Source organism: Catenulispora rubra (assembly GCF_015356825.1).
GTDB classification, from domain to species: Bacteria; Actinomycetota; Actinomycetes; order Streptomycetales; family Catenulisporaceae; genus Catenulispora; species Catenulispora rubra.
Window position 1 is genome coordinate 61,572 of the sequence record NZ_JAACYW010000010.1, and the last position, 25,602, is coordinate 87,173.

Sequence of the window (25,602 nt, forward strand, 5' to 3'; positions counted from 1 at the left end):
GAGTCTTATTCAGAGGTCAGCGTACGGGGCCACCCGAAGCCTCAGCACCGACAGACTCCTGAACAGGATGCGGGGCGGCTGAACCATGAGCCAGGAGGACAACCCGGGCTCACGGTTCAGCCCTTGACCCGCCAGGTCCGTGGATCGACTGTTGTCGCACGTCACGCGCGCAATGTTCACGGCGGGCCGGCGTAGCGAAATGGAGATCTCCGGCACCGGGGAAAGCCGGGACTGTGGTCACGCGCGGCGGCCACCCTCAGGAGAGATGTGCCGCGCCGACTTCGATGCGAGCTCCGGCACGAACGCGCTCCGCGACTACCTGAAGGCTCAGAGAGGGTCTTCGGCGTCTTCGGCCAGTGTGCCGATCTGCACGACCCGCTCCGGATGCCGCTTCCAGAGCCATAGCAGGACGCCGAGCCCCACCAGCAGCCAGACACCCACCGCCGGGCCGGCGTATGAGGCCGGCGGTGTCAGCTTGCTGACGAAGGAGAACGCCGGCACGCCGGCCGCCGTCAGCAGCGGCGGCACGAAGGCGGCGATGCCCAGCAGCGGTACCAGGCAGTGTCGCAGCCAGGAGAATTCCTCGCGGCGGAAGCGAGCGAAGAAGCCGATGCAGGCCAGATCGGCGATCATGTAGACGGCGATGACCACGATGACGATCCCGGTCGCCACCAGGAGGAACGCCGTGGACGGACCCCACTTGAACCCGACCGCCAGTGTCGCGCCGACGGCGACGACGAACTGGGCCGCGATCGCCACCACCGGCGACCGGAACCTCGGGTGCAGGACGGCCAGCTGCCGGGGCAGGACGCCGGCCCGCGCCAAGGCGAACGCCGTGCGGGTCGAGGCGTTCAATCCGGCGTTGGCGTTCGCGATCGTCGAGTTCACGATGGCGAAGAACACCAGCACCCAGAACAGCCCGTAGGACGCCTTGGCCATGGCGGTCCACGAGTCGGTGCCGAACGCGGAGAACTTGTCGGGGCCGAAGGCCACCGCGGCGGCGTACGTCGTGAACACGTAGAGGGCGCCGATCGCGAGCGTCGCGCCCAGGACGGCTTGGCGGATGGTGCGGCGCGGATCGCGCGCCTCCTCGGCCAGTGGCGCGGCGGCCTCGAAACCCGAGAACGCCAGGATCGTGTACACGGACCCTGCGATGACACCGGACATCCCGCGGTGCGCCTCGGGGGTGTGGCTCGTGCCGAACACCGACAGCGTGTTGTGATGGCCGGCTTTCACCACGAACATCGCGGCCAGCACCACGAACACCGCGATCTCGAAGGCGCCGAGGACGGTGCCGAGCACCGTGCTGGTCTGGATGCCGCGATAGCCGGCGGCGGCGATCACCAGCGCGCCGACGACGACCCACGGCCACCACAGGTCGGCCGGGTAGGAGTGCCATTCGTCGTGCAGTGTCGGCGCCACGGTGAAGCCAAGCTGGAGCAGCAGCAGCGTGGGCACCAGCGCTTGGACGAACACGTACATCCAGCCGACGACGAAGCCCGCGGCGGGGTGCAACCCACGCCCGGCGTAGGCGCCGACCGAGGCGGCGGCGGGCAGATGCCGGGCCAGCTCGGCGATGGAGTTCGCGGCCAAAAGGCAGGCCGCCATCGCCAGCAGCACCGACAGCGGCAGCGCGCCGCCGGCGAACGCGGCGCCGGAGGGGATGGAGGCCGCGATGGCGGCGCCGGGCGCCATCGCGGTGATGCTCTGGAACAGTACTTCGCGCAGGCCCACGGCATCCCGGGCCAGTCCGGTTCTCTGCTGCACCTGGGTCACGACTGACTCCTGTCGCCGGCGGGGGTCGCGGTGGCGTGTACCTCGGAGTACCACGAGCATTGAACAACGATGGATTCCGACTTGCCCCCGGTCCTGTTCAGGATGAGGTAGCAAAACCAGTCACCCGGTACAGCGCTCTGTTTCGATCCCCGAACTCTCACCACCCATCAGCTCTTTCCATTCCGATGGGGACGGCAATCGTGAGATGCGCGAGGATAGTCTCGACGACCGCCTCTAAGGCGGCCAATGGCGACACCGGCACCGTCGGCGACTGAACCGCACCGGGGTTGCGCCGTACTCCTCGGTTTGAGACCAGGTCGAGCAACGGCTCGTGACCTGCTGTCAAAGCTTTCACTGTGGCGGGAAACCAGGGCGTTTCAGTTTTCTGACATGGCGGAGCAGGTTCCCAGCACCTGCCCGCCTCGACGGCTCCCGCGGCGACGGCTTCGGGATGACGCCGTCTCGTTCGACGCTCGATCGAGCACGCGTGGCCTACTGACGCGACCGCTGAGCAGTTGTACGGCACCGCGTTCCGCTGCGCCGAGCCGGACTGCCGCGAGCCGCTGTACCGGAGGAACTCCGACACCGGCCAGACGTTGCTGAACAGCCGGGTCGCGCACATCTGCGCCCGTAGCGAGAGCGGCCCGCGCTGGGACGCAGCAATGACGGAGGAGGAGAACCGCAGCGCGGACAACCTCTGTCTGCGGCGGTTTCGTGTGGCCCGTCTGCAACTGCGGGCGGTCTCCAGCACAGTGTCCCGGGGCCTCTCAGACGCCCCGGGACACTTGTGCCGGCCCGCGGGTGCCCTCAGCGCCCGGTGTGCGCGCGCCAGGTGTCGTGCAGGCGGGCGAGGTGCTGGAAGCTGTCCACGACCTGGTCGGTCGCCACGCCGAAGTCGACCAGGCACGCGACCTCGTCCACGCCGGCGTCGGCGAGCTGCTTGAGGGTGGCCATGCACTCCTCGACGGTGCCGAACATGCCGCTGGTCTCGAAGTACCGGTCGAAGGCCTGGGCCACCAGGAAACGGCGGTCCTCCTCGCTCACGTTCTTCATCTCCCGCATCATCGCGGCGCCGTCGGCTCCCGCGGCTTCGGCAGCCTTGACCAGCAGGTCGAAGGAGCTGGCGAGGTAGCGGGAGAACGGCTCGCGCACGGTCTCCCGTACGGCCTCCCGGTCGGTGCCTACGAAGGTGTGCACCATCAGCGCCACGTGGGCGCGCCCCGCGTCGCCCTGGTGCTCCTGGTATGCCGCCCGGTACTCGGCGATCCGCTGTGCCAGCGTCGCGACCGGCTGGCCCAGCAGGTGGGTGAGGACGCCCAGGCCGTGCCGTCCGGCCAGTTCGAAGGTCGCCGGGGTGCCGCCGGTGGTCAGCCATAGCGGCAGCTCGGGTTGAACCGGCGGCGGGAACGTCGTCACCGACACCGACTCGCCCGCGCCGTCGACGAGTTCGACCGACTCACGCCGCCACAGCCGGCGAATCGTGTCGATCGTGTCCATCAGCGCGCTCTTGCGGGTCTCGTAGTTCTCCGGGCGCAGCGCGAAGTCGGCGGCGTGCCACCCCGAGGCGATCGCCACCCCCACCCGCCCGTTGGAGAGGTTGTCGACGACCGACCACTCCTCGGCGATCCGTACCGGGTGGTGCAGCGGTGCCACCACACTGCCGGCCCGCACGGCCACCCGCTTGGTTATTGCGGCGACCGCGGCGCCGGTAACCGCAGGATTGGGGTAGAGCCCGCCGAAGGAGTGGAAGTGGCGCTCCGGGGTCCACACCGCGGTGAAGCCGTGCTCGTCGGCGAAGCGCGCGCCATCCAGCAGCAGCCGGTAGGAGTCCTGCTGCTCGGTGTCGTTGTTGGCGAAGTAGAAGAGGCTGAAGTCCATCCGCGTCTCCGGAATCGTGTGCACGTGGTGTGTAGTCGGGCGAAGGAGGACGCCGGGTCGCCGCGTCCGACCACCCGGCGGGCCGGATCCCGCCGATCGTGGGAATCCGACTGTAAGGCAACCAACAGGGGTGGCTTCAACAGCTGACAGTGCAGTCCATGAGCAGGATCAGTGCCGGGCGGTACCGCTGGGCGTACGGCAGGACTCTGCGTACGGTGCCTGGTCGGACCCGCTGTTTTGGGACCGAGTCATCGTCGACAGGCATACCAGGTAGACCGCGCCTGGCTGTGCCGGGGATTTCATCGCCATGTGTGATGTCCCGTCAGTGTTCTCGTGAAGTTCGAGGACCGCGCGCTCCGCCGCGGCCACCTTGGCACCATGCGCGACGTGGATCAAGACCGACCGCGGATGGTGCGAAGTGCCCTGTTCAACCGGTGCCGGGCCGCAGTCAGACGGATAGCCGGGGCCACGGTGTGCTCGGTGCGGCGATTGTTTGACTCCGACTCGGCACCCTGGGCCATAGTGGGCCGCGGTGGGACCGGAGGGTCCACATCATGCCCGCGGGAAGGACGACGTGATGACGAACCCGTTCGAGGACCCTGACGCGAACTACCTGGTCCTGGTCAACGACGAGGGCCAGCATTCGCTGTGGCCGGCCTTCATCGAGGTGCCGGTCGGCTGGACCTCGGTGTTCGGCGAGGCTGCGCGGCAGGAGTGCCTTGACTACATCGAGGCGAACTGGACCGACATGCGCCCCAAGAGCCTGATCGCCGCGATGGCCCAGAGCTGATCGGCCTACACCCCCGTCGACACCCCCGAAGGCCGCTCCCACGCGAGGAAGCGGCCTTCGGCGTTGTCGCGACCGGGCGCCGACTCCTTGCCGACGGTGGGGCAGGCCCCGCGGGATACCCCGGCGGCGGCCTTCGACTGCCGAGGCGGCCTCCGGCCGAGGGTGTTCAACTGTCGCACTGCCGCAGTCGAACTGCGTGGCCGAGCACGGTACCTGCGCTGAGTCCGCAACGGACCGGTGCTGTGCAAGGCACAAGTATTGATCGACGGTGCCTGCCGAGCCATTCTGCTGATGTCGCTCATTCGGGCGGCGAGGTGAGCGCCCCCTCCTCAATGCCTTGATTTCAGGTTCTTGTTTTTCTCCGGCGTTTACTGACTCCGCGATTCGGTGCCGCGTCCGGGCGGGACAGGTACGACGAATCGTCGGCTGCCCCGTTGATGGTTTCGGTTTCCCGGGAAGGTGTGCAGATGGCTGATGAGCAGTTGTTTCTGCGGTCCAAGGTCATTGTCGAGCCGCTGGTGGACAGGTTTGTGGCCCAGCCGCACACCATGGCGCCGGTGCAGGCGGCGATGAACCTGGCGTTCCTGCACGTCCCGCTGCTCGAGTCGTACCTGCAGTCCCCGCAGGTGCATGTCGCGGCCAGCAACAACCCGGAGCTGCGCGGCGGATACTTCATCAACATCCCGGAGGAGCGCGCCGACGAGGTGCGTGAGCTGCTCGCCACGATCAAGCGGGACCGGGCCGACATGCTGAAGTTCGCCGCGGCGATCGCCGCCGGCCAGGAGCTGCTGCGGGCCAACGCCACCGGCTTCGACCTGACCCCGCTCTACCCGAAACTGCCGGAGGAGCTGGGTGGTCTGGTCGAGCTGGCCTACGACACCGACAACCACGCGCAGCTGCGCTTCATGGAGCCGGTGCTCTACCACAGCCCGTACTACCAGGAGTCGCGCCAGTCGGTACAGCTCTCCTTCGAGACCGGCATCGAGCGCCCGTTCATCCTGAGTACCCCGCGGCTGCCCTCCGAGGACGTGCTGGAGCTGGGCATCCCGTTCCGGCACCCCGGTCTGACGGAGCTGTTCAAGGCCCGTGTCAAGCCGACCACGCTGGCCCACCTGCGTGCGGCCCTGGAGCTGAACGACGAGCAGGTGGCCGTGCTGCGCACCATGCTGAGCGAGACGCCGGCCCTGAACGAGGACCGCCACATCTCCTCCGGTGGCCGGATCCGCTACTTCGGCCACGCCTGCCTGGTGCTGCAGACGCCCGAAGCCGCCATCGTCACCGACCCGTTCATCAGCGCGGACAGCGACGCCGGCGACCGCTACACGCTGGACGACCTGCCGGACTACATCGACCTGGTGCTGATCACCCACGGCCACCAGGACCACATCGTCATGGAGACCCTGCTGCAGCTGCGCGGCCGGGTCGGCAAGATCGTCTGCCCGCGCTACTCCCGCGGCAACCTGGCCGACCCGTCGATCGCGCTGATGCTCAAGCACCAGGGCTTCGACGTGGTGGAGGTCGACGACTTCGACGAGGTCGAGTTCCCGGGCGGCAAGGTCACCGCCACCCCGTTCCTCGGCGAGCACTGCGACCTGGACATCCGCGCCAAGTCGACCTACTGGGCCGAGCTGGCGGGCAAGAAGATCTTCATCGGTGCCGACTCCTCCGGCATCGACCCGCAGCTCTACCGCTACGTCAAGAACCACCTGGGCACCGCCGACTACGCCTTCCTCGGCATGGAGTGCGACGGCGCCCCGCTCACCTGGCTCTACCAGGCGCTGCTGACCATCCCGGTCACCAAGAAGATGAGCAACTCCCGCAAGCTGTCCGGGTCCAACGCCGAGCAGGCCGCCGCGATCATGGTCGAGCTGGGCGCCAAGGAGGCCTACGTCTACGCGATGGGCGAGGAGGACTGGCTGGGCCACGTGATGGCGACCACCTACACTCCGGACTCCTACCAGATCCAGCAGATCGAGGAGTTCCTCGGCTGGTGCAAGGAGCACGACATCCCGGCCGGCCACCTGTTCAAGCAGCAGCAGTGGCGCTGGTAGCAGCCCGCGGTTGACCGCGGGCCCCAGACGAGCCCCTCGTCGAATCCGACTCTCAGCTCCTGTTGGAGGTACTTCCATGCCTGTGCACGCCATCGGCTATGTCGAGCTGTACACGACCGACACGGCGACGGCCGTCGACCACTTCGTGTCCGCCATGGGGTTCACCCGGGTGGCCGACTCGGTGGAGCCGGAGCGGAGTTCGGTGCTCCTGCAGCAGGGTGGGGTTCGCCTGGTGGTCACCTCCGGGCGGGGGATCGCGAGGTTCCTGGAGCAGCACGGCGACGGTATCGCCGACATCGCGCTGACCTGTGACGACGTGGCGGCGACCGCCGTGGCGGCGGCGTCCGCCGGCGCCACGGTGACGCGTTCCTCGCAGGGCCTGCCGGTCGTGTCCGGCTTCGGAGATGTCGTGCACACCCTGCTGCCGACTGATCCGCTGGTCAACGGTCTTCCCGCCAGCCGTGGTTGGTCTTCCGCACCCGGGGTCGCCGCGACGGCGGCAACCGGTCGGGTCACCGGCCTGGACCACATCGCGGTCTGCCTTGAGGGCGGCACCCTGGAGAAGTACGCCGACTTCTACCGTGATGCCTTCGGCTTCTCCCGCTACTCCTCGGAGTATGTCGCGGTCGGCGCCCAGGCGATGGACTCCATCGTGGTGCGCAGCGACTCGGGAAGTGCCATCCTCACCCTGGTCGCACCGGACCCCGGCAAGGAGCCCGGGCAGCTCGACAACTTCCTGGAGCGCAACGGCGGCGAGGGGGTGCAGCACCTGGCCTTCCGCACCGGTGAGATCATCGCCGCGGTGCACGAGTGCCGTGAGCGGGGTGTCGTGTTCCTCGACACGCCGGACAGCTACTACGACATGCTCGGCGAGCGGCTCGGCGGTCCGCACGCCCAGGTCGAGGAGCTGCGCGAGACCAAAGTCCTGGCTGACCACGATGAGTGGGGCGACCTGCTGCAGGTCTTCACCCGCTCGCCCTACCCGCGCAACACGCTCTTCTTCGAGCTCATCCAGCGCAACGGTTCGCGAGGCTTCGGCAGCGCCAACATCCGCGCCCTGTACGAAGCGGTGGAGCGCGATCGGCTGACTTCGTGACGGGTACCGAACGCCCCGAGACCACCGGCCTGTACACCCTGAAGGACTATGAGGAAGCCGCCAGGGTCCGTTTCGACCAGGGGAGTTGGGACTTCATCGCCGGTGGCGCCGGCCAGGAGCGTACCCTGGCGGCCAATCTGGCGGCGTTCGACCGGGTGCGGTTGCGGCCGCGGGTACTGTCCGGAGCCGGCGCGCCGGACACCAGAACCACGGTGCTGGGGCGCAGTTGGCCGGCGCCGATAGCGGTGGCACCGATGGCCTACCACACCCTGGCTGATCCGGAGGGCGAGGTGGCCACCGCGCGGGCCGCCGGCCGGGTCGGCCTGCCGCTGGTGGTGAGCACCTTCGCCGGCCGGACCTTCGAGTCCGTCGCCGAGGCCGCCAGTGCGCCGCTCTGGCTCCAGGTGTACTGCTTCCGGGACCGCTCGACCACCCGGCAGCTGGTGGAGCGGGCCGAGCGGGCCGGCTTCGAGGCGCTGGTGCTCACCGTGGACGCCCCCCGGCTCGGCCGCCGGCTGCGCGACCTGCGCAACGACTTCCGGCTGCCGGACGGGATGGTGCCGGCCAACCTCACCAGCGGCGACTACGCCTCCCCGAGCGCACACGCGCTCACCGAGTTCGATCCCGCGCTCGACTGGTCGGTCATCGACTGGCTGCGTGCGATCAGTTCACTCCCGGTGCTGGTCAAGGGAGTTCTGAGCGCGGTCGACGCCCGGGCGGCACTGCGCGCCGGGGTCGACGGGATCGTGGTGTCCAACCACGGCGGCCGCCAACTGGACGGTGTCCCGGCCACCCTGGAAGTGCTCGCCGAGATCACCGCGGCGGTCGGCGGTGCGTGCCCGGTACTGGTCGACGGCGGCATCCGCCGCGGTGCCGACGTGCTGGCCGCCCTGGCACTGGGCGCTGACGCGGTGCTGTTGGGCCGTCCGGTGCTGCACGGCCTCGCGGTCGCCGGCGAGAACGGCGCGGCACACCTCCTGGAGCTGATCACCGAGGAGCTGGTCGAAGCCATGGCACTCACCGGGACCCCGTCAGTTGCGCAGGCGGGTCCTGCCCTGGTCGGCGTGGAACCCGAAGTCACCCCGGCGCCGAGCGCGGTTTGGAGCACGCCGGCCGCTGGGCTGCGCAAGGCCGAACTGCACGGCAGTGTCAGTGACCCGGTGCTGGACACCATGAACTTCCTCAACGAGGTCACCACCCGTTATCCGCAGGCGATCTCGTTCGCCCCCGGCCGCCCGTACGACGGCTTCTTCGACACCGAGCAGATCTTCACCCATCTGCGGCGCTACCTCGACCATCTGCAGGCGCAGGGCGCCTCGCCCGGACAGGTGCGCTCCGCGCTCTTCCAGTACGGCCCGACCAGCGGCCAGATCCGTGAGCTGATCGCGGATTCGCTGCGCAAGGACGAGAACACCGACGTCGCCCCCGAGTCGATCGTGGTCACGGTGGGGTGCCAGGAGGCGATGTTCCTCGCCGTGCGGGCGTTGATCTCCGGGCCCGAGGACGTGCTGCTGGTCTCCAGCCCCTGCTACGTGGGGATCACCGGCGCGGCCCGGCTGCTGGACGTCACCCCGACCGCCGTGGCCGAGCGCGAGTCCGGCTTCGACTGCGCCGATCTGGAAGCGGCCGTCCTGGCCGAGCGGGCCCGCGGCCGCCGTCCCCGGGCGTTCTACGTGATCCCCGACCACTCCAACCCGTCCGGCACCACGATGCCGCTGCAGACCCGGCTCGACTTGCTCGACCTGGCGCAGCGCCACGACATCCTGGTGCTGGAGGACAGCCCGTACCGGATGGTCAGCCCGGGGCGGCAGTTGCCCACGCTGAAGTCCCTGGACCGCCACCGACGCGTGGTGCAGCTGGGATCGTTCTCCAAGACGCTCTTCCCCGGCGCCCGGGTCGGCTACGCGGTGGCCGACCAGACGGTGGTGGATGCCGACGGCCGCACCGGCCTGCTGGCCGACGAGCTCGCCAAGATCAAGAGCATGATCACGGTGAACACCTCGGCCGTCAGCCAGGCCGTGGTAGCGGGCATGCTGCTCGCGGCCGACGGTCGGACCTCCGAGCTGAACAGCGAGACCGCCGCCTACTACGGCGACGCGATGCGGGTCACCCTGGAGGAGCTCGCCAAGCAGTTCCCGGCCGCCGAGCGGGAGGCCCTCGGGGTGTGCTGGAACGAGCCCACCGGCGGCTTCTTCCTCAGCCTCACCGTACCGTTCCAGGCCGACAACGCGGCGCTGATCCGCTCGGCTGAGGAGTTCGGTGTGATCTGGACCCCGATGTCCTACTTCTATCCGGACGGCGGTGGCGAGCACGCCGTCCGGCTGTCCGTCAGCTACCTGACACACCAGGAGATAGCCGACGGGATGGAGCGGTTGGCGCACTTCATCAAGTCCCAGTCCCAGACGGCCCGCGGCTGAGCCGTTCGCGCATCAGGGCCCACCGGTGTCTCGGCACGCCTGCCCGTCACGCCAACCGGCATGGCCCCGAATCGGCCGATCCGGGGCCATGCCGGCCATGATCTTCAGAACGCTCCTGGGCCGTGACCTGAGACCGGACGCGACCAACAGCACTGAGTGATCAGGTGGCATCAGCAAGCATCTGACAAAGCTGGTTCGGCTCCGACCGACGTCCTTCATGATCGCACCGCCGACGAAAAGTGCGTCCATCTGGAGGCTCGAATTTCGAAGTCTGACTCCGGAGCGTCAACGGGTGCGATATCCTTGGCGCGCGATACTGCAAACGCTACGCTCGCGTCAGTGCCGGCGAGGGTGGCCCAAATATTCGCGATATCAGAGCTCTTCGCCTACTCAGCACGATTCTGTCAGAGCATCTTCGCTGCCCAGCTCGGAGGCGAACGTCTGCCAGATTCGCGCATACTCTTGGATCAGTATCGACATCGATTCTTTACAATGAGGCGGCAGTCGAGTGGCGATATCCTTTCTATCGCGCGCGAAAAGGGCGCAAGCGTCGAGCATACGCAGGACCACGCGTCCGGTCTCGTTGAACCTGAGCGACGGATCCCGACGGAGTGATTCCAGGACAACGCTGGGATCCACGGGTGATCTGACCGAGCGACGCCTGCGTAGGGCCCGCTCCTGATCCAGATTTGCCACATTACCCGGCTCTGGTTCCTTGTCCGGAGCCTTGATGGCCTCTCGCTGCGGGACCGGATCCTCACCCCGTAGGAGCCGGTTGCGCACGTCGGCGACGGTAGCTGGAGAAATGCCTGCTTGCCTGGCAATCTGGCGTATCGATGCTTCGGGCTGGCCTTTGAGCAGGTCGGCGGCGACCTGGCGTCCGTGGGCGAAATTCAATGGCCGGCTTCGGCCGTCCCGCCCGATCCTGTGGCCCTCATCCAGGCCATCGACTGCGCGGCTGCGCACCTCGGCGACCTTTTTTGCTGACAATCCAGCAATGACGGCCACCCCTCTGTCAGACCACTGCGGTCGAGAGACCAGGATTCGCTCGGCCGCGGCTATGCGGTCCTCCATCGACAGTGGACGTCCATGGATGACATTCATCGCCACCGCAAGTAGGTAGCCATCGTCGTCTTGACCATCGAAGAAGCGGACCTGGATCGTGGCCTGACCGTTCAATCTGGCGGCCTGCAATCGATGGACACCGTCGATGACTTTCATCGTCGCGCGGTGCACGACGATCGGCGGGAGGTCTCCCGCGGCGTCGGCCATGCTCCGGACATACGCGCCGTCGGCGCCTGCGAGACGCGCCGAATACGCGGCGCTCAGTTCTTCGATATCGACGGATTCCACTGGCGCCGAGTGTGTCAACACCTCCCGCACGCTAATCAGGTATTCGGCCGAATCTGGCCAGTTCTGCATTACGTCATCATCTGTAGCCATGCCACTCCCCGCTTGACCACCGTCGCCTTCCAGTCCTCGATCTGCCGCTGCTGCAACGCGATCAACGCGAGGAGATCCTCGCGCGACAGCGACTCCAGCCCCGACGTAAATCAGGAGTCTGTCACACCCGCCCCACCCGCACCAGACCATGATTCAAACACATGATTCAACCATCTGGCTGCCGCTGGCCAGTTGTGATCGAGGAGGTTCTGCGATGCACTGGGGTTGCGGTGCGGCGTCCCGTCAGGAGGGATCATGGCCGAGAGGTTGCCGGTCGAGCGGCCGGCTCCGGGTCCGCTGGAGCGATACCTGGCGTTGTTTGACCCGCTGTTGGCATCGTGTGCTCAACGGCAGGGCATCAGGGACTATGCGACCGCGCTGCTGCGTCCCCGCGATCGGAACAAGACGTTGACAGCGTTGGCGGATGCCGAGCCGGGTGCGGGCGCGCAGCACCGCGAGGAAAACGCTGGAATGCCGACCTCCCGGGGGTATCAACCGGGGAGGTCGGCATTCCAGCGTTCTTGTAGCTCCGTGCAGTGCCCAGCACCGCTCTTACTGCGGCGACCGGCGGCTCTGCTCGGTCTACTCGGTCCGCAGCGCGGTGGCGGTCCGGGCCCGGGCCGCCCAGCCGGCCGGCAGCAGTGCCCCGAGCAGGGCGATCACGACCCCGGCGGCCAGCAGGGGGATGAGCAGCCCGGCGGTGTAGGTGTGGGTCACGCTCGGTGGCAGGTGCCGGCCGATCGCGTGCCCCATCGGGCTCTGTGTCGCCTTCTCCACCACGATCCCGAGCGGGACCCCGATGAGTCCGGCGATCAGGCCGGTGAACGTCACCGAGGTCAGAACCATCGCGATGGTCTGTTTCGGGGTCATCCCGAGGGCCTTGAAGATCCCGATGTCGTGGACCCGCTCGCGGGTGTCCTGCACCACCGTGCTCAGCACCCCGAGCGCGGCGACGGCGGTCAACATCAGCGTGAACATCGCCACCAGGGTGTACATGATGATCGCCACGAGATTCCTGCCCCCGTCCGAGTTCGGCTGGACCGAGGCGTTCAGCGGGGTCAGCGCGGCGGCGGCCGAGGCGGACCAGTCCGTTCCGTTGACGTTCGAGGCCAGCTCGACGTTGAAATGGTCGATGTGCGGGGTCAGACCGGCGGCGGTGAAGGTGGCCGCATCCGTCAGGGCCGTGTAGTCGGATCTTCCATGGGTGTCGAAGTTGACGCCGACGACCTTCAGTGACAGTTGCTTGTTCTGCCGCACCACGGTGATGTAGTCACCGACGTGGATCCCCGCCGACGAGGCCAGCTTGTCGCCGACCACGACCTCGCCGGGCGCCGAGTACCAGCGGCCGGACAGCAGCTCCATCTTCGTCCAGGAGAAGTCGCCGCTGGTCGCGTACAGGACCGGCGGTTCGCCGCCGATCGGCGCGCCGACCATGGTCGCGCCGCCGTCGCCCCAGCCGAACGCGGCCTTCGTGCCCGGGATCTCGGCGAGCGCGGCGGCCACCTTGGCGGCGTCCAGGTACGGGTGGCGTGGATCGTTGGGGCCGTACTGATTCCAGGGCACGCCCAGCTCGGCTGTGGGTTTCACGATCTTCGACGCGACGTTGAAGCCCGAGCTCATAGTGATGTCCTGATACCTGCTGAACGCGGTCCCCAACCCCACCGCGAAGGTGACGCTGATCGTGCCGAGCAGCACCGCCGCGCCGACCAGTGCGGTCCGGGCCGGCCGGGCGAAGGGCTGGGCCAGCCCCAGCGACACGGTCCGGGGCAGCGGCAGCCGCGAGGCCAGACGCTGCGCCCTCTGACCGCGCCCGGCCTTCGGGGCGCGGCCGACCAGCAGGGCCTGCACCGCCGACATCCGGCCGGCCCGCAACGCCGGGATCGAAGCCGTGACGGCGACGATCAGCAGGGTACCCAGCGACACCACGGCGCTGACCCACAACGGAATCGCGGCATTGACCGCGCCGAGCTGCTTGCTGGCCCCGTTCAGGATCGGCCCGGCCGCGAGATTGCCGGACACCGTGCCGAGCACCACGCCGAGTGCCGCCGGGATCATGGCCTGTGCGGTGTAGGCGCGGGTCACCTGTGAAGGGGTGAAGCCCAACGACTTCAGAATCCCGATGCGCCGGATTCCCGAGGCCACAGCCCCGCTGACCACGATCGAGATGATCAGCACCGACAGGATCAGCCCGAGGATCCCGAAGGCGATCAGGAATGGCACGAAGGCCTTGGCGTTGCCGGTCGCCTGCCATTCCGCGATCAGATACGACTGTCCGTCCTCGACCGCGCCGGCCGGCACGGCGGCGGCCACCGCCTGCTTGTCGGCGGCGATGTCGGCGTTGGTGTCGGCCTTGGCGAACCGGTAGAGCATCTGCATGTCGGACTTGGCACCGGCGGCGGTGAGCCGCGCGAAACCGTCGGCGGTGGCGAAGGCGGTCGCGCTGTTGGTCACCGAGTCGGCGAAGCCGACGACCTTGAACGACGGCGTGCCCGGCAGGGAGGAGAACACCACCGAGGAGCCGAAGCAGGCGTCGGCATAGTTGTTCGCCGGGAGGGCGATCTCGCCCGGGCCGGTCGGCCAGCGCCCCTGGGTCAGCACCAGCTGGTCCATTCCGGAGGTGCTCCCCAGATCGGGCCGGGTGGTGACGGTGATCGAACCGTTGTTGTGACCGGCCCAATCGGTCTTGGGGCAGTCCGTACCGACGGTCGTGTCCAGGGCGGCGGCGACCGGGTACGGCCCGGCCGCCTCGGTGACGCCGGCGACGTGCGCGGTGGCGGTGGTCTGTGCGGCCGTGACCTTCGAAGCGTCGAACTGGACCGCCAGGTGCGCTCCGTTCCGGGTGTGGAAAGCGTGGTCGAACGGGGCCTGCACGGCGGTCAGCAGACCGAGGGAGAGTACTGATGACAGCACCGCGGTGAACGTCGTCAGGGCCAGGACGAGGGTCTGGACCCGACGCCGGCCCACGCCGGAGCGTACGACCTTGCCGAGCGCGCTCACCGGCTCACCGCCAGCAGCAGGCGGGCCACGGCCCGGAATCCGGCCTCGAACAGGCGCCGGGGCATCGGCGGCTTGCGCAGCGTCATCCGACCGCTCCCGCCGGACGGGTCAACGGCGTGACGACGGCCCGGCCGGCACCGCCGGCGCTGCCGCTGTTGAGGACGTCCCGCGCGACCGCACCGTCCACCAACTCGATGGTGCGGTGCGCGGTGGCGGCGGCCAGCTGCACATCGTGGGTCACCAACACGATGGTCTGACCCCCGTTGTTCAGGTCCAGCAGCAGCCGGCGCACGTCCTCGGCCGAGCTCGAGTCCAGAGCGCCGGTGGGCTCGTCAGCCAGCAGCAGCGCCGGCCGGTTCATCAGCGCCCGGGCCACCGCCACCCGCTGCCGTTGCCCGCCGGACAGCCGCTGCGGATAAGCCTTGGCGTGCCGGTCGATGCCCAGCGAGCCGAGCAGCTCGGCGGCCCGCCGCTTCGCATCGCCCTTGCCCATCCCGGCCAGCTGCGCCGGAACCATGACGTTGTCCAACACGGTCAGGTCGTCCAGCAGGTTGAAGAACTGGAAGATCATGCCGACCGAGGCCCGGCGGTACTTCGCCGAACCGGCCTCCCCGAGCTGGTCGACGCGGGTGCCGGCGACGGTCACGGTGCCGCTGGAGGGCTTGTCCAGCCCCGCGATCAGGTTCAGCAGCGTGGACTTGCCGCTGCCGGAATGGCCGAGGATCGCCACACACTCACCGGCCGCCACGGACAAGGTGACGCCGGCCAGTGCGGGCGGGCCGTCGTCGTACTTCTTCGTCGCGTCGCGAAGATCGATCATCGGGGCGTTCGTCATGGCCACGAGCCTAGGAACAGACCGCTAGCCGTCGCGTCGGCCGGCGGATGTCACCGTTCCCCAGGCCGTCGGCCCGGGGGTGTATCCGGCGTACACCCCCGGGATGACGCGCGGAGCCGACGCCGCTGAATACGATCTGGCGTATGCAAGAGCTTCTCCAGCGTCTGTCGACACCGGAGCGCAAGAGCTGGCTGAAGGTCCAGGCCGTGGTGCTGGCCACCACCTGCTTCTACGCGCTGATGCTCTGCTTCACGATGCCGGTCTCCGAGGCTAGGCACTTCGATGATATGTTCCGGTTTTCCGGCCTCGGGCCCTTCCAGATGACCGGTCTCTACCTCGTGCTCGGCCTTCCGGTTCTGCTGGTGCGCCGTCTGCCGGCGGCGGTCTACGCGGCGATCCTGGGCGAAGCAGTCCTCAGCGACATCGTCGGCGCGCGGCCCTTGAGCGTGTTCGTCCTGCTCATCGCCTTGAGCGGGTACCTCGCCACCCGGCGGCCGAAGGCTGCCGCCGTCGGCTCCGTCGCGGCCGTCGCGGCCGTGTTCGTCAACTTCACCCACGTCGGCCCCGAAGGCTCCGTCGGCGACGCGACCGGGTGGGCCGGGCAGTACGCGTCGTGGATCGCGGTCGCGTGGGTTATCGGGGGGGTGTATCGCAAACGTCGTGAATACCGCGAAGCCTTGCAGGAGCAGACCGAGGCGCGCGTTGTGATGGCCGAGCGGCTGCGGATCGCTCGTGAGCTGCATGACAGTGTCGCGCACAGTATCGGGATCATCACGGTGCTGTCGGGGGCGGCGGCGCGGGTGGTGGAGACCAAGCCTGAGCAGACGCGGCAGGCGCTGCGCGGTATCGAGACCACCAGCCGGGAGACGTTGCTGGAGCTGCAACGTATGCTCGGGGCGCTGCGTCGGGCCGAGCCGGACGACGCCATGGCGCAGGCTGCTCCGCTGGCGCCGGCCAGCAGCCTGGCCGACGTCCCGCTGCTGGCTGAACGCACGGCCGACGCCGGGGTGCGGGTTCATGTGAGCTGGCGGGGCGAGCAGCGTCCACTGCCGCCGGAGATCGAGTTGTCGGCGTTCCGGATCATCCAGGAGTCGGTGACGAACGTGGTGCGGCATTCCGGGGCGCGCACGTGCCGGGTCGCGGTCGGCTACGAGCCGGAAGGAGTGACGATCGAGGTGGTGGACGACGGGGACGACGGTGTCGGGAGGCCGGGCCATCCGAGGCACTCGGCGGTCGGCGGGAGCGGCTTCGGCCTGCTCGGTATGCGCGAGCGGGTGACGTTGCTGTCCGGCCAGTTCAGTGCGGGCCGGCGTCCGGAGGGCGGGTTCCGGGTGACCGCGAGGCTCCCGGTATGAGCGTGCGGGTGCTGCTGGTCGATGACCAGCCGCTGATGCTGGTCGGGCTCGGGATTCTGATCGGCGACACCGAAGACCTGGAGGTGGTCGGCCAGGCCGGCGACGGCCACGAGGCGGTGCGTCTGGTGCGTGGACTGCGGCCGGACGTCGTGGTGATGGACATTCGGATGCCGGGCATGGACGGGATCGAGGCGACCCGGCAGGCCACCGCCGAGCCGGACCCGCCCAAGGTGCTGGTGCTGACGACCTTCGACGACGACGAGTACGTCTATGGCGCACTGCGTGCCGGGGCCAGCGGATTCCTGCTCAAGAGCATGGCCCTGGACGCGATCTTGGAAGCGATCCGCGTGGTGGCCGCCGGCGACGCGCTGCTCGCACCGAGCGTGACCCGACGACTGATCGCGGACTTCGCCGGAACCTCCGGCCCCGCAGCCCCCGAACCGGACGCCGGACTCTCCGCGGACTCCAGTCCCATCGCCGGGATCACCGACCGCGAGCGCGAGGTGCTGGCCCTGGTCGGACAGGGATTGTCGAACACTGAGATCGCCGACCGGCTGGTGATCAGCGTGACGACGGCGAAGACCCATGTCGCGCGGCTGTTCGCCAAGCTCGAAGCTCGGGACCGCGTCCACCTGGCGATCATCGCCTTCGACACCGGACTCGTGCCGCGTAGACGCTAGGGCGGCAGGAGACGAACGATCGCCGACCACGAGTTCGCCGCGTTCGCCAGATGCGCCGGCTCACCCACTGCACCCGGGCCTGTGCCGGAGGCCACCTCGGGTCCCGCCCGGTTCGGCAGCGACAGTCCGCGTACCGGCACGGCACCGTAGGCTGCCGTCAACTCCCAGATGTCTTACCGATGTTCGCTGCTCCAGCGCCCGGCATGGGTGCCCGGGTCGACCACCAGGCGGGCGAGCAGGCTCATGCGAGGTCTGCCGTGTTGTCAGGAGTGCCCGTCAGTACTTGTCGAGGAACTCGGTGATCGCGGCGTTGACCGCCTCCGGTCGCTCCAGGTGCCCCAGGTGTCCGGCATCGGGGATCTTGACGAAGTCGCAGCCGGGGATGGCGTCGGCCACCTCTGAGACCAGGTGGGGGGGGCAGATCAGGTCGTCGGCGAAGGCGATCGCCCGGCACGGCACCGTGATCGCGCGCAGCGCCTTGCGTCGGTCGCCGGTCTGGGTGACCCAAGCCTGGCCGTCGGCGGTGTCGCTGCCGCCGACGGTCAGTTCGAAGATGTCCAGCCAGGCGCGGATGGCGTCGTCGTCGTTCAGCGAGGCGGGGGAGAGCATCTCCAGGACGGTGCGGACCGCCTCGTACTTCGGCGGCAGTCGGACGTGATTCTCCCGCATCAGCTGCTCGCTCTCCAGCATCGCCCCGCGCATCGCGTCAGACCGGGCCCTGGTCGCCATCAGGACTGCCGAGCGCACCAGATGAGGTGCCTCGATGGCCAGTTCCTGGGCGATCATGGCGCCCATGGAGTACCCGACGATCCGGCACGGGCCGAGGTCCAGCGCCTCGATGAGCCCCTTGGTGTCGGCCACCATGTCGGCCAGCGAGTACCTGCCCTCCGGTGCGTCCGAGCCGCCGATGCCCCGGTTGTCGAAGACGACCGCCTGGTAGCCGGCCTGGATGACGGCCGGAGTCTGGTGCATCGTCCAGACCCGGCCCGCGGCCCCCGAGCCCATGATGAACAGGACGGATTCTCCCTGGCCCGAGCGCTGGTACGACAGGCGGATGCCGTTGGTGCTCACCTGGGGCATGGTGTCGGTACTCCTGAGCGAGAGGGAATCGGGGTGCGGGCGGCCCGCCGATCCGGCTCCGCCACGCCCACCTTGGCACCGCGTCGCGCTGTCATCAAACCAGGCTGACGGCGCGGTGAGGCGATGGCCCGACGCCGGTATTCGTGGCCTGAATTCCCTCGATCGTGTCGCTGTCCTCGGTGGTGTCGACGACTTGAGCCTGGGCGAGGACTTCCAGGCCCGGGTAGCGGTGTTGCTCGGCTGCTTGCCCTCCCGCCGCCCGGACGACGGCTGCTTGCGCCGCTCGGGCTACACGAACACGTCCGACGACGGCGGACCTGGATGGATCAGAAGCCTGTCACACCAGCCCTACCGGCACCAGACCCCAGCTCACACCATGATTCAGACATCTGACTGCTCTACGTTCATGCCGGACGGTCGAGCCTGAGCTTCGAAGAGCACCTGGCGAGTCGGGCGGTCACCCACGGATCCGATGGCAACGGGCCGCCAAAGCACGATGCGGTCCCGCTCGCCGGCGACCGGGATGTTCAACCGAGGGTGTGCGGCAGTCGAACACCCGCGCCCTCGTCCGGGACCGCACGCCCTTGCATTCCAGCACCCCTGCACCATCTGGGCGTTCAGGGTCAGCGTGCCCTTTGCCACTTACCGAGCGACGAGGGTTGGAGGCATAGTGGTCGGCGGCCTCACCATGATCCCTAATCCCGACGCAATCGATGCCGATGCTGCGCGCTTCACGAGTAGTCCGGCCTCGACGCGAGGCGGGGCGCATATCGGCTGAGGTAGGAGTCGGAACGGTGCGCCGTACCCCCCGGAACAACAGCGACTGACGGAGCAGCAGCCTAGGGGAACAGCATGGATTTCGATCTCGGTGGCTACCAGAGGGTGGGGCTGCCTTCGCCGCGCGAACCGGACCCCGGGGTGCGGCGCCCGGCGGCGGGAGACCTCACGTGAGCGCCACCCGCGCGGGCGCCGGGGTCGAGGCGGCCCTCGACGAAGCCTTGGGCACGCTCGACGAGACGGCTCGCCTGTCCGTGGAACTCGATGAGAACGAGCAGTTTCCCGCGGATTTCTGCTCCCGCCTCGATGGGTTCGGCCTGCCGGCCTACTACGTGCCGACCGAGTGGGGCGGCGCGTTGTCCAACCATGAGGAGATGATCCGGCTCTGGCGCACTGCCGCTCGCCGTGACATCAGTGCGGTGACGGCCCACGCCAAGACGTACCTGGGCGTGACCCCGGTCTGGATCGCCGGCAACCCCGAGCAGGCCAGGGCCACCGCCGACGCGGTGATGTCAGGTTCTCCGGTGGCTTGGGCGCTGTCCGAGCCGGAGCACGGCGCCGACCTGTTGAGCGGTTCGGTCACCGCCACGGCGGAGCCTGACGGCTACCGCGTCGACGGCGTGAAGTGGCCGATCAACAACGCCACCCGCTCCAGCCATCTCACTCTGCTCGCGCGCACCGGCCTGGTCGGCTCCGGGCGAGGCCAGAGCCTCTTCCTCATTGACAAGTCATTGCTACAGCCGGGTACTTGGCGGACGCTGCCGAAGGTACTGACGCACGGCATCCGCGGGATCGACATCTCCGGCATCGAGTTCGACGGTGCGCTGCTGTCGGCCGACGCGTTGATCGGCCCGGAGGGAAGCGGCCTGGAGACGGTGCTGCTCGCGCTCCAGTTCACCCGGACGATGTGCACCGCACTCTCCCTCGGCGCCGGTGAGCACGCGCTGCGTCTCGCGGCCGGGTTCACCGCGGCGCGCGTCATCCAGAAGCGCCCGCTGGCCGAACGGCCCTTCCCGGTTTCGGTCCTGGCCCGCGGCGCTGCGCTGCTGACGGCTGCCGAAGCGACCTCGCTGGTCGCCGGCCGTTCGATCCACAGCCTCACCGCGGAGATGAGCGTGACCTCGGCGGTCGCCAAGGCGCTCGCACCCACCCTGGTCGACGACACGCTCGGGGAGCTCGCCGAACTGCTCGGCGCACGTTCCTTCCTCTCCGACGTCTACGAGTACGGCGCGTTCCAGAAGGTGTGGCGCGACCACCAGATCGTGGCGGTGTTCGACGGCAGCACACCGGTGAACCGCGCCGCCCTGGTGCAGCAGTTCCCCAGGTTGGTCCGTGGCTTCGCCGGCGGCACCGTCGATGCGGGCGGACTGGCCGAAGCCGTGTCGGTCGGCGGCCCGGTCCGACCCGTCGACCGTGGCGCACTGACCATGGTGTCCCGGCAGGGATGCTCGGTGGTGCAAGCACTGCCGGCGCTTGTCGAGTCGATCGGCGGCCGGCTCGCTCCCACCGGGCTCACCGACCAGGCCGTCGCATTGGGCGCCATGGCCGAGTACTTGCACGGCCGGATGGCCGACGTGGCGCCCGCCGCCCGTCCCGCCATGGCCGCCTACGAGCTGGCCGCCGCCTATGAGCTCTGCTACGCGGGTGCGGCTTGCCTGCACGTGTGGGCCACGGGTGAATCCGAGCATGCGGCGGAGCCGCTGTGGCAGGACGGCCTCTGGGTGCGGGCGGCGCTGCGCGCCCTGCTGGCCAGGCTCGCCGCGGTACTGCGGGTGCCGCTGCCGGCTGCCGTGCCCGGCGACGACCGGCTCGACGGCGCGCTGGCCCGTCTCATCGTCGAAGCCGCGACCACCGGTGCCCCCGTCACCCCGTTCGGGGCGCCGGCGCCGCGATCGTCTCAGCAGGGGATGGACTCGCGTGAGCGCTGAGAAACTGGACGCACTGCTCGGCAACCCGCGGGATGCGGACAACCCGGTCGGCTACGCCGCCATCCTCGCCGCCGACGAGCGGCACGAGATGCTCGCCGAGGGCGAACGCCTGCTGGACGCCTACGGCATGAACGCCGAGTTCGTGCCCGCCGCGTACGGTGGCCGGCTGGTGCGCGCCGACCGGCTTGCCGAAGTGCAGCGGGCGCTGTGGCGACGCGACCCCTGCCTCGGCCTCGGCTACGGCTTCAGCTCCCTGCTCGCATCGGTCAACATCTGGTCCGCGGGCACGCACGAGCAGCGCACGAAGGCGGCCGAGATCCTGCTGCGGGGCGGCCGGATCGCGGCCGCCTTCCACGAACTCGACCACGGCAACGACTTCGCGCACGCCGAATGCGCTGCCTCTCCGAGCGACGACGGCTGGCTGCTGACCGGACGCAAGGAGATCGTCACCAATCTGCGCCGTGCCGAAGCCATGGTGCTCTTCGCCCGGACCAGCCAGGCCGCCGGCAGCCGCAGCCACAGCCAGTTCTTCGTCACCCGGGCCGAGTTGCCGGCCGACCGCGTGCTGGATCTGCCGCGGTTCCCCAGCTCCGGCATGAACGGAGTGCAACTCGGCGGACTGCGGTTCTCCGACTGCCCGATCCCGGGCGAGGCGATGCTCGGCCGGCCCGGTCAGGGCATTGAGAACGCCCTGCGGGCCTACCAACTCAGCCGAGTGGTGCTCCCGGCCGTCATCGTCGGGCCGTTGGACACCGCCTTGCGTCTGGCACTGGAGTTCGTGCACGAGCGGCGCCTCTACGGTGGCTTTGCCGCCGACCTGCCCTACGTGCGCGCCGCCCTCGCACGCGCCTTCGCCGACCTGCTGGCCGTCGACGCCTTCTGCGGCGTCGGACTCCGGGCGCTGCACCTGGCCCCGGAGGCCACGCTGCTCTACGCGCCGGCGATGAAGTACCTGACGTCACGGATCCTGCTGGATGCCCTCGAGGATCTGCGTGCGGTCATGGGCGCTCAGGGCTACCTCCGCGAGGGCTCCTACGCGATGTTCCAGAAGCTCGTCAGGGACGCCGCTCCGGCCACCTTCGCCCACATCTCGCGCTCCGCCTGCCTGGTGCTGATCCTGCCGCAACTGCCCCGGCTGGCGCGCAAGTCCTGGCTGGCCGACCCGGCCGCCGCTCAGCAGCTGTTCGACCTCGGCGCGGATCTGCCGCCGCTGGACTTCGACCAGTTCGCCGTCGGCATGCCGCCCGGTGACGGTCTGATCGGCGTGCTGGCCGAGACCGCCGAGCGCGAGTCGGCCGGGAGCCCGGTCGGCCGGTTCGCGGTGCGCTTCAGGGACGAGGTGCTCGCGCTGCGCGCCCAGTGCGCCGCACTGGCTCCCTCGGACCTCACGATCGGGGCCTCGCCGGAGGCCTATGCGATGGCCGACCGGTACACGGTGCTGATCGCCGCCGCCGCCGCGTTCGCGGTCTGGCGCAGCGATGACCGTCAGCAGGAGGCGGCGCTCCTCGGGATCCTCGACCGGCTCTCCGGACGCCTCGGTGGCGCCCCGGTGCTCACTCCGGACGAGCGCACGAGTGCCGAGCAGGCGCTGTTCGACATCGCTGTCGAGCGCTTCCAGGACGGGCGGCTCCTCGACCTGTCCGCACGTCATGTTTCGCCGATGAGAGAGGGAGTTCGATGACTGATCGGGGAGTGGGTGTGCGGGTGTCGGGTGAGGACGTTGAGCGGTGGTTGATGGAGCGGGTGTCCTATTACCTGGAGACACCGGTGGGGGAGATCGATCCGGGTGTCTCGCTCGCCGAGTACGGGTTGGAGTCGGTGTACGCCTTCGCGTTGTGCGGGGACATCGAGGACGAGTTGGGTGTGATCGTGGAGCCGACCCTGGTGTGGGATGTCGACACGGTCGCGGCTCTGACCGTTCACCTGGCCGGCCTGGTGGCCGAACTGCCGTCGCTCTGATGGGCCTTCCGGGCCTTCTGGGCCTTCCGAGCCTTCAAGGCCCGCAGGGCTCTTAGTGCACGTTTGTTTGCGGCGGGGTTTTACGGGGCCGTGGGTCGGTTTGGTGGATTCGCGAGGTCCCAGTGCCGTGGTTCAGCGTCCTGCCTTTGTTCTTCCAGAGTGCGTCGATCGATCGAGGGATACGAGAATGGATGCCTCCGCACGGGGTCCGTGGGATCTGATGTCCGGCCAGCTGGGGGTCTGGTACGCGCAGCAGCTCGCGCCTGACAATCCGGCGTACAACATCGGTGACTGCACGGAGATCCACGGCGAACTCGACGCGGATCTCTTCGTGCGTGCGCTGCGCCGAACGGTGCGGGAGGCGGAGGCTCTCCGTCTGCGCCTGCGTGTGGAGGGCGGGACGCCGCGGCAGTTCCTCGGGGAGGCCGAGGAGGTTCCGGTCCACGTGGCGGATCTGCGGGGGGAGGCTGATCCGCGCGCGGTGGCGCACGAGTGGATCCAGGCTGATCTGGACACGCCGGTGGAGCTGGTGGGCGGGGCGCTGTCGGGGCATGCGTTCTTCGTGCTCGGGCCGGATCGCTTCCTGTGGTATCAGCGTGCTCACCACATTGTTCTCGACGGTAATGGTCTGTCGCAGTTCGCTGAGCGGCTGTCCCAGGTGTACGGGGTGCTTCGGGCGGGTGGGGATCCGGCCGAGAGTGCTTTGCGGTCGGTGTCGGAGCTGATCGAGACCGACGAGGTCTACCGGGATTCGCAGGAACGTGACCGGGATCGGCGGTTCTGGCTGGAGGCGTTCTCGGACCTCGAGGAGGAGACGGCGTCCGAGGGACCGAAGGGGCGGCACCTCGCCGGCCGGCCGGTGACCCACCAGCAGGATCTCGGAGTCGACGCGACCGCTCGGCTGCGGGCTGCCGCGAAGCGGCTCCGGGTCAGCTTCGCCGGTTTGGTGATCGCCGCGTCGGCCGTCTACCAGCACCGGTCCACCGGGGCGCGGGACGTCGTGCTCGGAGTGTCGGCCAGTGGCCGCACGAGCATGCGTGAGGTGGGCATCCCCGGCATGACGGCGAACATCATGCCGATCAGGCTCAGGGTCGGTCCGGGCATGTCCGTCGAGGAGCTCGCGCGGCAGACGCAGCGAGCGGTCCACAGCGGTCTGTCTCACCAGCGCTACCAGTATCCGGACCTGCTCAGGGACCTGAAGCGGGTCGGCGGCACCCCGCTGTACGACATGATCGTCGACGTCATGGTGGCCGACCGCCGGATCGGTTTCGGCGACTGCGCGATCACCCGGACCGGCCTGGCCAGCGGGCCTGCCGAAGGCATGAAGATCGACGTGCTCGGTGAGGCGGCCGAGCGCGGTGTGCAAACCATCATCGAGATGAACCGCGAGCACTACGACGCCGAAGCGGCGGCGTCGGTGAGCCGCCGGTACCTGGCCGTGCTGGACTGGCTCAGCAGTGCTCCGGCCAACGCCTCCGTCGGTACCGTCGACCTGCTCGACCCGGCTGAGCGTCGGCTGGTGTTGGAGGAGTGGAACGGCACTGTGGTGTCTGGCGAGGCGGTGTCGGTGTCGGAGCGGTTTGCGGCTCAGGTGGTTGCGACGCCGGATGCGGTTGCGGTGGTGGCCGATGGTGTGGCGGTGTGCTTTGCCGAGCTGGACGTGCGAGCCAATCGGTTGGCGCACTATCTCCTGGCTCGGGGGGTCGGTGCGGAGTCGTTGGTGGGTTTGTGTCTGCCGCGTGGTCTGCAGGTGGTCGAGGCGATTTTGGCGGTGTGGAAGGTGGGGGCGGCGTATCTGCCGTTGGATCCGGCCTATCCGGTGCAGCGGCTCGGGCAGTTGCTGGCTGATAGCGGGGCCGGGCATGTGCTGGGTGAGGCGGCGCTGATGGGGGAGTTGGCAGTCCAGGGTGTGTGCACGATCGCTTTGGATGATCCGGCGGTGTTGGCCGAGGTGATCGCAGGGCCCACTGTTTCGCCGGAACTCGGCGTGTTGGCTGACCAGTTGGCGTATGTGATCTATACCTCGGGTTCGACGGGTGAGCCCAAGGGTGTGGCTGTGACGCATCGGGGGCTTGCGAATTATGTGGCTTCGGTGCCGGGGCAGGTCGGTTTCGGTGCGCAGGGTGGTAGGTATGCGCTGTTGCAGCCCACGGTGACGGATCTTGGTAACACTGTGGTGTTTGCGAGTCTGACGACCGGTGGTGAACTGCACGTTCTGCCCGAGGGTGCGGTGACTGATCCGTCGGCTGTGGCCCGGTATCTGGCGGAGAACCGGATCGATTTTGTGAAGGTGGTGCCTTCGCATCTGGCGGCGTTGGGTGCGGGAGTCGGTCTGGCTGCTCTGATGCCGGCTGGGGCGTTGGTGTTGGGTGGTGAGGCGGCGTCGTCGGCGTTGGTTGCCGGGCTGCTTGAGGTGGCCGGTGATCGTGGTGTGTTCAACCACTATGGGCCTACTGAGACGACGATCGGCGTGGTGGCCGGCCGGTTCGATCGGAAGTCGGTTGCCGCGGGTGTGGTGCCGCTTGGGGTGCCGGTGGCCA

At 68.7% G+C, this 25,602-nt stretch carries 16 protein-coding genes and 1 pseudogene; 11 read left to right on the plus strand and 6 right to left on the minus strand.

Features of this window, described 5'->3' with window-relative positions; translation table 11 throughout:
• Positions 1-327: 327 nt before the first annotated feature.
• Positions 328-1,776 (minus strand): APC family permease, encoded by a 1,449-nt coding sequence (locus tag GWK61_RS05430; RefSeq protein WP_323747415.1) that lies wholly within the window; start codon positions 1,774-1,776, stop codon positions 328-330.
• 807 nt (positions 1,777-2,583) lie between these two features.
• Positions 2,584-3,654, minus strand: coding sequence for an LLM class flavin-dependent oxidoreductase (locus tag GWK61_RS05435; protein WP_194905607.1), 1,071 nt, complete (start codon positions 3,652-3,654; stop codon positions 2,584-2,586).
• A 577-nt stretch (positions 3,655-4,231) separates the two neighbouring features.
• Between GWK61_RS05435 and GWK61_RS05440 the strand changes: the two genes are divergently transcribed.
• The 4 genes from GWK61_RS05440 (at position 4,232) to GWK61_RS05455 (ending at position 10,008) form a co-directional block, all read left to right on the plus strand.
• The gene (locus tag GWK61_RS05440) at positions 4,232-4,444 is read left to right on the plus strand and encodes an MbtH family protein (protein WP_228561783.1); all 213 of its coding nucleotides are present in this window, start codon (positions 4,232-4,234) and stop codon (positions 4,442-4,444) included.
• A gap of 467 nt (positions 4,445-4,911) precedes the next feature.
• Complete coding sequence (locus GWK61_RS05445) at positions 4,912-6,495, plus strand: MBL fold metallo-hydrolase (protein ID WP_194905609.1); 1,584 nt, start codon at positions 4,912-4,914, stop codon at positions 6,493-6,495.
• 76 nt (positions 6,496-6,571) lie between these two features.
• Positions 6,572-7,591: a 4-hydroxyphenylpyruvate dioxygenase gene (hppD, locus tag GWK61_RS05450; RefSeq protein WP_194905610.1), complete on the plus strand. Its 1,020-nt coding sequence runs from the start codon at positions 6,572-6,574 to the stop codon at positions 7,589-7,591.
• Positions 7,588-10,008 carry an aminotransferase class I/II-fold pyridoxal phosphate-dependent enzyme gene (locus GWK61_RS05455; protein WP_194905611.1) on the plus strand — a complete coding sequence of 807 codons (2,421 nt, stop codon included), beginning with the start codon at positions 7,588-7,590 and terminating at the stop codon, positions 10,006-10,008. The genes hppD and GWK61_RS05455 overlap by 4 nt, the downstream gene beginning before the upstream one ends.
• A 390-nt stretch (positions 10,009-10,398) precedes the next feature.
• Here GWK61_RS05455 and GWK61_RS05460 read toward each other — a convergent pair whose 3' ends face one another.
• Positions 10,399-11,430 (minus strand): ParB/RepB/Spo0J family partition protein, encoded by a 1,032-nt coding sequence (locus GWK61_RS05460; RefSeq protein ID WP_194905612.1) that lies wholly within the window; start codon positions 11,428-11,430, stop codon positions 10,399-10,401.
• Between the two features lie 276 nt (positions 11,431-11,706).
• On the opposite strand from GWK61_RS05460, the pseudogene GWK61_RS61495 reads away from it, so the two are divergent.
• Positions 11,707-11,904, plus strand: a pseudogene (locus GWK61_RS61495) (IS701 family transposase); the annotation flags it as partial.
• A gap of 129 nt (positions 11,905-12,033) precedes the next feature.
• Here the strand turns inward: GWK61_RS61495 and GWK61_RS05465 are convergent.
• Together GWK61_RS05465 and GWK61_RS05470 are read right to left on the minus strand one after the other, a co-directional pair.
• Positions 12,034-14,448 carry an ABC transporter permease gene (locus GWK61_RS05465; RefSeq protein ID WP_194905613.1) on the minus strand — a complete coding sequence of 805 codons (2,415 nt, stop codon included), beginning with the start codon at positions 14,446-14,448 and terminating at the stop codon, positions 12,034-12,036.
• 82 nt (positions 14,449-14,530) lie between these two features.
• Entirely contained in the window at positions 14,531-15,283 is a 753-nt protein-coding gene (locus tag GWK61_RS05470; RefSeq protein WP_194905614.1) for an ABC transporter ATP-binding protein, read from the minus strand.
• Between the two features lie 143 nt (positions 15,284-15,426).
• Here GWK61_RS05470 and GWK61_RS05475 point away from each other — a divergent pair, with 143 nt between their 5' ends.
• Both GWK61_RS05475 and GWK61_RS05480 read left to right on the plus strand, forming a co-directional pair.
• Positions 15,427-16,638, plus strand: a complete 1,212-nt coding sequence (locus GWK61_RS05475; RefSeq protein ID WP_194905615.1) for a sensor histidine kinase — start codon at positions 15,427-15,429, stop codon at positions 16,636-16,638.
• Positions 16,635-17,318 (plus strand): response regulator, encoded by a 684-nt coding sequence (locus tag GWK61_RS05480; protein WP_194905617.1) that lies wholly within the window; start codon positions 16,635-16,637, stop codon positions 17,316-17,318. The genes GWK61_RS05475 and GWK61_RS05480 overlap by 4 nt, the downstream gene beginning before the upstream one ends.
• Positions 17,319-17,594: 276 nt before the next feature.
• On the opposite strand, the gene GWK61_RS05485 is transcribed toward GWK61_RS05480, so the two are convergent.
• The gene (locus GWK61_RS05485; protein WP_194905619.1) at positions 17,595-18,398 is read right to left on the minus strand and encodes an alpha/beta fold hydrolase; all 804 of its coding nucleotides are present in this window, start codon (positions 18,396-18,398) and stop codon (positions 17,595-17,597) included.
• Positions 18,399-19,345: 947 nt separating this feature from the next.
• Here GWK61_RS05485 and GWK61_RS05490 point away from each other — a divergent pair.
• From GWK61_RS05490 to GWK61_RS05505, 4 genes are all read left to right on the plus strand, one after another.
• Positions 19,346-21,103, plus strand: coding sequence for an acyl-CoA dehydrogenase family protein (locus tag GWK61_RS05490; protein WP_194905621.1), 1,758 nt, complete (start codon positions 19,346-19,348; stop codon positions 21,101-21,103).
• Positions 21,093-22,784 (plus strand): acyl-CoA dehydrogenase family protein, encoded by a 1,692-nt coding sequence (locus tag GWK61_RS05495; protein WP_194905623.1) that lies wholly within the window; start codon positions 21,093-21,095, stop codon positions 22,782-22,784. The genes GWK61_RS05490 and GWK61_RS05495 overlap by 11 nt, the downstream gene beginning before the upstream one ends.
• Entirely contained in the window at positions 22,781-23,062 is a 282-nt protein-coding gene (locus GWK61_RS05500) for an acyl carrier protein (protein WP_194905625.1), read from the plus strand. The genes GWK61_RS05495 and GWK61_RS05500 overlap by 4 nt, the downstream gene beginning before the upstream one ends.
• 220 nt (positions 23,063-23,282) lie before the next feature.
• The coding region (locus GWK61_RS05505; protein WP_194905627.1) for an AMP-binding protein at positions 23,283-25,602 on the plus strand (2,320 nt) is incomplete at its 3' end.